At 61.9% G+C, this 1618-nt stretch carries 4 protein-coding genes; 1 reads left to right on the top strand and 3 read right to left on the bottom strand.

What is annotated here, in order from left to right:
• Positions 1-284: 284 nt before the first annotated feature.
• Both FF096_RS26145 and FF096_RS26140 read right to left on the bottom strand, forming a co-directional pair.
• Positions 285-590, bottom strand: a complete 306-nt coding sequence (locus tag FF096_RS26145; protein WP_155222209.1) for a hypothetical protein — start codon at positions 588-590, stop codon at positions 285-287.
• 107 nt (positions 591-697) lie between these two features.
• A complete protein-coding gene (locus FF096_RS26140; RefSeq protein WP_155222208.1) occupies positions 698-931 on the bottom strand; it encodes a hypothetical protein in 234 nt (77 codons plus the stop codon).
• Positions 932-1086: 155 nt separating this feature from the next.
• Between FF096_RS26140 and FF096_RS26135 the strand changes: the two genes are divergently transcribed.
• Positions 1087-1260 (top strand): hypothetical protein, encoded by a 174-nt coding sequence (locus tag FF096_RS26135; RefSeq protein ID WP_155222207.1) that lies wholly within the window; start codon positions 1087-1089, stop codon positions 1258-1260.
• A 177-nt stretch (positions 1261-1437) separates the two neighbouring features.
• Here the strand turns inward: FF096_RS26135 and FF096_RS26980 are convergent.
• Positions 1438-1618: hypothetical protein (locus FF096_RS26980; protein WP_155222206.1), on the bottom strand; the 181-nt coding region annotated here is incomplete at its 5' end.

The following is a 1618-nucleotide window of genomic DNA, read 5'->3' as shown; positions in this document are numbered from 1 at the left end:
AGATCTTCCCAGATCAGAAGGCACTTCCTCTTTCATGATCCACGATGCGGGCAGCCCTTACTGAAGGGCCGAGGCTAACACCCAGCAGCGCTCGTGCACATGCGCCCACCACCGTCACGGAGCCGCACGCTGGGGAGAAACGTTAGATTGATGAAACAGCCCCAAAAGACATCGGCGAGACATCTGGGCCTCAAAGGCAGAGAACCATCGGTTGCGCGAAGCACTGGCCCTTGCCCTCGGCGAACGTTCGCGCCAATCGCATATGCAGGATGTGTTGGGCGGAGTCACATCTTACGTGATTGGCCCAGCAACCTAACGCGTCTGAGCTCTGCTTCTGCAACAACACGGTCAACCTCTTGGAGTTGCTCCTTTATCCACAGTTTGTGCTCATCGGTGGTGTGTGGGGAGAGGAGCTGCTTCTCCAAAGTCTTGCGTGCCCTGCGCACCTGCCACCGCTCGCCGTACCAGTCGGCCTGCAGCTTCACCTGATACAACAGGCTTCCAGCAACGACGGCGACTGTGGGCGCGACATACATGAGTATCTGGCCCAAGACGGTATGCGTTCCAACAACCTGGGCGATGGCGATCATGCTTGTACCGCCGCCGGCGCCTCCGATTCCCGCGTTAACAGAGGCTCTTGACGTAGGAGGTCCGCTCGGCGCACGAGCCGAACGCCGCGACGTAGGTCTGTCGACGGTCACCCGGCCGACTCCCGTTCGTTTGCGACGTTGCGCGAGAGGTAGTCCTTCAGGAAACGCTCGGCCTGTTCAGGGTCGTCTAGGTCGAGTTCGAGGCTCTTGTCGCCCACGGTCACCTTGATGCGTGGTTGTTCACGTCGCGAGCTGAGCCATGCGCGAACCGCAGTCAGGGCCGAGCTGATCGCGGCGACGCTGCTCAAAGCAGCAATGATCGCGGCGGTCTCGATGCCCATGTACGGCAGCATACTAGGCGTCCGGCCGGACTCGTTGATTCAGGAGTCCATACGTTCGCGTCGGCATCACGACACCGCGAGACGGGCGAATTCCTCGATCATCGGAGTCGCTGGAAACTCGCGTAAACAACACCATCCACATCAGAGATTGGCAGGTGAAGACCATGACCGCCGCCCGGGGCTCAAGTAAGGCCCTCATCTTTGCCGCGCTCGGGCCCAACCCGGTGATAGTGCTCGACGACGCGGTCAACAACGATCTGCACTTTGTCCGCAACGCCGAGAACTGCCTGGTGTACGACCCGGCCGCTGGGCGCACACGGCCTGAGTAGGGCAGAGCTGACCGACTGGTGAGCCGATCACCAAGGGATGACCGGCGAGCCGGAGCGGGATATGTCACGCAGCCTCTATCGCAGGCTGGACCAGTCGCTCGGCGACAACGACGCCGAGTGGCGCATCCTGCGCATCTACGCCGAGTGCTAAGTCCGGCTCGGTCCCGACATCCAGGGCTATTGCGTTGTCGGGTAGCTGCTGGTCACGGCGGTGATCAGGTCGTGTGATCGGCGGTTGGCTTGGCGGGTGGCTCGGGCGATGTTGGTCGCGCCGGTGGTGCGGTGCCAGCCGATCGCGGTGTTACGTAGCGTTGCGAGGATGGCGGGTCCGTTGCCTGTCCGGGCTTGGTGGAGGTCT

Source organism: Micromonospora sp. CP22 (assembly GCF_009712475.1).
GTDB lineage: Bacteria > Actinomycetota > Actinomycetes > Mycobacteriales > Micromonosporaceae > Micromonospora.
Note: the sequence above shows the minus strand (reverse complement) of the source record. Positions and strands in the feature narration are given on the sequence as shown.

Excerpts from the sequence above, each read along its gene's own strand:
- FF096_RS26140 (WP_155222208.1), bottom strand. The coding sequence starts at position 931 with ATGGGCATCGAGACCGCCGCGATCATTGCTGCTTTGAGCAGCGTCGCC.
- FF096_RS26145 (WP_155222209.1), bottom strand. The coding sequence starts at position 590 with ATGATCGCCATCGCCCAGGTTGTTGGAACGCATACCGTCTTGGGCCAG.